The following is a 5,173-nucleotide window of genomic DNA, read 5'->3' on the forward strand; positions in this document are numbered from 1 at the left end:
CCCGCCGACGCCTCGCCCGCGTCGAGCGCCGCGAACTCCGGCAGTTCCGGCGCTGGCTTGAGCGACCAGCAACCTCCTGCACGTCTCCGTGCTGCTGTTCGTGCCGCTGCTCGTTGGGCTGGTGACGCTGCTGGCGAACAGCGTCGGCGCGGTGTCGTTCCTGCTGTTCCCGCCGCTGGCGTCGGGGACGTACACGCTGTTCTCCGAGCCGGAGGGCAGGTACTCGGACCCCCTGACGTTCGTCGGCGGGATGACCGTCGGCGCGCTCTGCGGGTGGGCGGCCCTGGAGTTCACCGCGACCGTCGTCTACGGCATTCCGCCAGGGCAGCTCGGCGTCAACGCCGGGGCTGCCGCGCTCGGCGTCCTGTTCACGGGGGCGGCGACCTGGCTGCTCGACCTCGAACTCCCGACGGCGTTCTCGACGGCGCTGCTCGTGCTCATCACCGGGACCGCGCAGTTCGCGTACGTCGTCGGGGTCGCGCTGTCGACGACGCTCGTCGCCATCGTGTTCGTGGTGTGGCGCGCGGAGGTCTACGAGCAGCGCGCACGCTACCTCTACCGGACGACCGAGGTCGACGACCACGTCGTCGTGCCGATGCGCGGGCCGGACGCCTCGAAGGCCGCGATGCTCGGCGCGCGCATCGCCGCCGCTCACGACGCCGGGAAAGTCGTGCTGTTGGACATCGTCGACGACGAAGCCATCGCGGCGGCGGAGCGCGAAACGATCGAGACCGGCGACCACCCCGACTACGTCGAGGACCCGGAATCGCCCGCCGAGGAGGAGGCTGCCGACGCCGCCGCGCGCCGCCTCGAACAGCAGGCCGCCACCATCGAGACGAAAGTCGGCGTCCCCTGCGACGCCGTCGTCGCGGTGGCCGACGGCGACGACGCGAAGACGGTGCTCTCGACGGCCGAGGAGGCGAACTGCGACCTCGTCGTCACGCCCTTCGAGTACGACGACCGCGGCGGCGTGACGCAGTTCCTGCGGTCGCTGTTCGGGAGCTCAATCGACGTCGTCGCGCTCCAGTCGGCGTCCGAGCGCACCCGCTGGAAGCGCATCATGGTCCCCGTGCGCAGCGCGTCGGACGTCGCGCACGCGATGCTGGACTACGCGGAACGCCTCGCCGGCCGCAGCGGCAGCGTCAGCGTCTGCTCGTGCATCGAGACAGAGCAGAAGCGCCGCACCGCGGAGGCGATGCTCGCGAACCTCACGGAGACGGTGAACGCGCGCTGCGAGACGCGGGTGTCGCGGTCGCCCATCGAGTCGTTCATCGAGCGCAACGACGCGCACTACGACCTCGTGTTCCTCGGCGCGAGCACGGACCGCTCCGCGGCGTCGAAGTTCTTCTCCCGGCCGACCTACGAGCGCGTCCGCGACCTGGACACCGACATCGCCGTCGTGCACACCGCGTAGCGCGGCTATGCGGCGTCTGGTTCGTCGCCGACGTCCGCGGCCTCCTGTTCGGCCGTCTGGTCGCCGAGCGCGGACCGCGCGATCAGGCGTCCGCCGATGACTGCCGGACTGATGACGGTGTCCGCGCCCGCGCGCCGGAGTTTCGCCTCGTTCTCCTGATCGCTCGCCGCGGCGACGACGCGGACGTCCTGGTGGTTCTCGCGGATCGTCAGGATGACGAGGGCGTCCTCGCCGTCGTCGTTCGTCGCAGTGACCACGGCGCGTGCGCGGTCCACGCCCGCTCGCTGGAGCGAGTCGTCGTCGGCAGGGTCTGCGACGAGCACGTTCAGGTTCCGCCCGCGGAGCACCGAAACGTCGCGATCGTCGCTGGTCAGCACGACGAACTCGCGGTTGCGGGCGGCGAGTTCGGTCAGAATCGGTTCCGTCAGGTCGCCGTAGCCCGCGACGACCACGTGGCCGTCGAGGGACTCTAGGTCGCTCTGTGTCATGCGTCCGAGGGCGCTCGCGAACCGCGCTTCGAGCGCGGGGCCGAGCAGTGCGGTGAGCGCGATGGCGAAACTCGCGGTGCCGAGCACGACCACCGACAGCGAGAACAGCCGCGCTTCCTGGGTGACCGGCGTGATGTCCCCGTAGCCGACGGTGCTGGACGTCACGAGCGAGTAGTAGAACGCGTCCAGCATCGTGGAGATGTCGGTGAAGCCGCGCTCGCCGCGGAGCGCGTACGTGCCGATGGTGCCGTACGCCTGCACGCCGAACAGGGCGCCGCCAGCCGCGAGCTGGCTGGTGGACAGCGAAATCGGCTGGTCGAAGCGGTCGCGGGCCACCGCCAGCAGCGGGAACGAGAGGACGGACAGCACGACCAGCGGCACCGAGTACGGGCTGGCCTGCACGAGTCCCTGGACGGCGGTCACCGGGAGCAGAACCATCGTCGAGTACCAGGCGGCGCGGAGGCCGCGCCGAAGGCCGAACGCGCTCATCGCCATCAGGAACCCGGTGAGCGCCCCCGTGAATCCCGCCGTCTGGCTGATTGCGGGCGGGATGTGTTCGGCCAGCGGCCCGAAGTTCGCCGTCGGGTCGACGATGCCGAGGATGCCGACGCCGACGGACAGCGCGGCGACAGTGAGCGTCACGGCGACGGCTGCACGGCCCGTCACTTGTTCGACGCCCGGGAGGTCCATACCAACACGGCCGTGACCGGGTGCCTTAACGGCAACGGCGTGTCCTTGCGAACGGAGTCGGCCCTGAGGACTGGCCGGTGTCGCGGCGGGCGGTCAGTAGAAGACGGTCTCGATGCCGTCCGCGAGCGCGTCGATGCCCGCCCGGAGTTCGTCGGCGTCCGCGATCAGCGGCGGCGAGAGCACGACCTGGATCGTCGGTCGGCCGGCGCCGAACATGACGCCGTTCTCGCGGCAGGTCCCGAGCAGGTCGTCGACGGGGTTGTCGCCGTCGTCGGTGCGCGGGTCGTGGAACGGCTCGCCGGTCTCGGGGTCGGCGAACTCGACGCCCCACTGGAAGCCGCGGCCGTGCGCGTCGTGGACGACGTCGTACTCGGCTTCGAGGTCGGCGAGGCCGTCCCGGAGCACCGGCTCGTTGGCCTGGACGTTCTCGATGACGCCGTCCGCGTAGGCGTCGATCGCTGCGTTCCCGGCGGCACAGCCGACTGGGTGGCCGCCGAACGTCTGCCCGAGGTCCATGCCCTCTTCGGCGACCATGTCGCCGATTTCCGGCGGCGCGATGACGCCCGCAAGCGGCACGTAGGCGCCGGTCACGCCCTTCGCGAACGTTATCATGTCCGGGACGACGTCCTCGGTCTCGATGCCGAACCACTCCCCGCAGCGGCCGAACCCCGCGATGACCTCGTCCGAGATGAGGAGGATGTCGTACTCGTCGCAGATGTCGCGGACGCGCTGGAAGTAGTCCGCGGGGCCGACGAACGCGCCGCTCGTGCCCGCGACTGGTTCGGTGAGGATCGCGGCGATGGAGTCGGGGCCCTCGTTGCGGATGACGAACTCGAGGTGGTCGGCGGCGAGCCGAGCGAGTTCCTCGGGGTCGTCCGTCCCGAAGGCGCGCGGAATCGGCGGGAGGAACCGGGCGGTGCCGGTCGTCTGGGCGTGCTGTTCGAGTGCGGCGCGCGTCGACGGGTCGCCCGTCAGGCTCCCCGCGCCGTACGTGCCGCCGTGGTAGGAGCGCCACCGGGTGAGCACTTTGCTCGAGTTGGTGTACTCGCGCGCGAGGTGGACGGCCATCTCGTTCGCCTCGCTGCCGGAAATCGAGAAGAACGTGTCCGAGAGGCGTCCGGGGGAGATGTCCGCGAGGCGGCCGGCCAGTTCTTCGCGGACCGGCGACCGCTTCGCCGAGGAGACGTACGGGATCGTGCCGACCTGCTCGGCGATTGCGGCCGCGACCTCGTCGTTGTCGTGGCCGAGGTTCGAACAGTAGAGCTGTGAACAGAAGTCCAGGTACTCGTCGCCGTCGTCGTCGTAGACGTAGACGCCGCTCCCCTCGACGATGGACGTGGTTTCGCTGTGGGGGTCAGACCAGTGTGTGATCTCCCTCGGTCGCTGTTCACTGCGTTCAGAGACAACCATAGTCCGCAGAATCGATTCAGGATTCATTAAGTCTTGCGCGAACAATATCTGCATTCCTCCGATATCAGGGGGATATCTTCCCCCGGAACTGTCTCGCTGCTGGGCGTTTCCCACGGGCTCCTCTCCGCTGGCTCGGCGGTCGTGCTCGTGTCTCCACTGGCTCGGCGGTCGCGCTCGCAGTCGCTCCACAGGCGGTAGGGTTTTGCCTCGGGCGCGAGTCGCCGGACGTATGGCATCTACTCCCGTGCAAGCGCTGCACGGCATCTATCTCGGGCTGCTGGCGGGCGTGATTCCGGCGCTCGTGGCGTTCGGCTTCGGGTTCCTGTTCCGGTACGTCACCGGGCTCTCGATTCCCGCATTCGGTGTCGTCGTGCTCGGCGTCGCGCTCGCGGGCGTCAACGGCGGGCTGCTGGCGTTCGCGGACCCCTCGATCACGCAGGCGGCGAACTCCACGACGCTCATCGTCGCGCTGCTCGTGGTCGCGTTGCTGACGTTCTACACGCACGCGGTCGGCGACCGACTCGGCGCGACGCTGCCGCGGCGCCTCAGCCTGCGGTCGCTGCGCGACCGAACTCTCAACGCCGAGGCAATCGACTTCGTCGGCGGCCGGAACGAGGTCTCGGTGAAGGTCGTCGGCGCCGTCCGCGACCTCGAGGGCTATCCGCCGGTGCCCGAATCGCTGCGGACCGACATCCGGAACACGAACTGGCGGTTCCCCGCGGACCTCCGGCTGTCGGAGCTCGAGAGCCGGTTCGCGGACCGACTGCGCTCGGAGTTCGACGTCCAGGAAGCGTCGGTGACGGTCGACGAGCACGGCCGCGCGAGCGTCGCCGCCGCCCCGCCGGCCGCGGGCGTCTCGAAGCGCACCCCGGTCGGGAAGCGCTCGGTGTCGGTGTCCGCCCTCCTGCCGACGGGCATCGCTCGCGGCGACACCGTATCGGTGTTGACGAGTGCGGGTCGCGTGGACGGCGCGGTGGTCTCTGCGAAGTCCAGCACGACCCAGGCCGCCCGCGAAGAGACGCCGGTGAGACCGGCGAGGACGACGAGGAAACGGCGGTGCCCGCGACGCCCGCCCCGACCACGACGGGCGGCGAGGGCCGCGTCACCGTGGCCGTCGAACGGACGGACGCCGAAGCCCTGCTGGCAGCCGACGACGCCCGCGTCGTCCGTC

The 5,173-nt window shown here is 70.2% G+C and carries 4 protein-coding genes; 2 read left to right on the forward strand and 2 right to left on the reverse strand.

What is annotated here, in order from left to right:
* Window positions 1–88 precede the first annotated feature (88 nt).
* Window positions 89–1,414 carry a universal stress protein gene (locus tag GRX66_RS16445; protein ID WP_325064162.1) on the forward strand — a complete coding sequence of 442 codons (1,326 nt, stop codon included), beginning with the start codon at window positions 89–91 and terminating at the stop codon, window positions 1,412–1,414.
* A gap of 5 nt (window positions 1,415–1,419) precedes the next feature.
* Here the strand turns inward: GRX66_RS16445 and GRX66_RS16450 are convergent, their stop codons facing one another.
* Both GRX66_RS16450 and GRX66_RS16455 read right to left on the reverse strand, forming a co-directional pair.
* Window positions 1,420–2,592, reverse strand: coding sequence for an NAD-binding protein (locus GRX66_RS16450; RefSeq protein ID WP_159527488.1), 1,173 nt, complete (start codon window positions 2,590–2,592; stop codon window positions 1,420–1,422).
* A 93-nt stretch (window positions 2,593–2,685) separates the two neighbouring features.
* Window positions 2,686–4,002, reverse strand: a complete 1,317-nt coding sequence (locus GRX66_RS16455) for an aminotransferase family protein (RefSeq protein ID WP_159527489.1) — start codon at window positions 4,000–4,002, stop codon at window positions 2,686–2,688.
* A gap of 229 nt (window positions 4,003–4,231) precedes the next feature.
* On the opposite strand from GRX66_RS16455, the gene GRX66_RS16460 reads away from it, so the two are divergent.
* On the forward strand, window positions 4,232–5,173 hold a 942-nt coding region (locus GRX66_RS16460; protein WP_201293069.1), incomplete at its 3' end, for a potassium transporter TrkA.

Origin of the sequence: Halobacterium bonnevillei, from assembly GCF_009831555.1 — an archaeon.
In the GTDB taxonomy this organism is placed as follows: domain Archaea; phylum Halobacteriota; class Halobacteria; order Halobacteriales; family Halobacteriaceae; genus Halobacterium; species Halobacterium bonnevillei.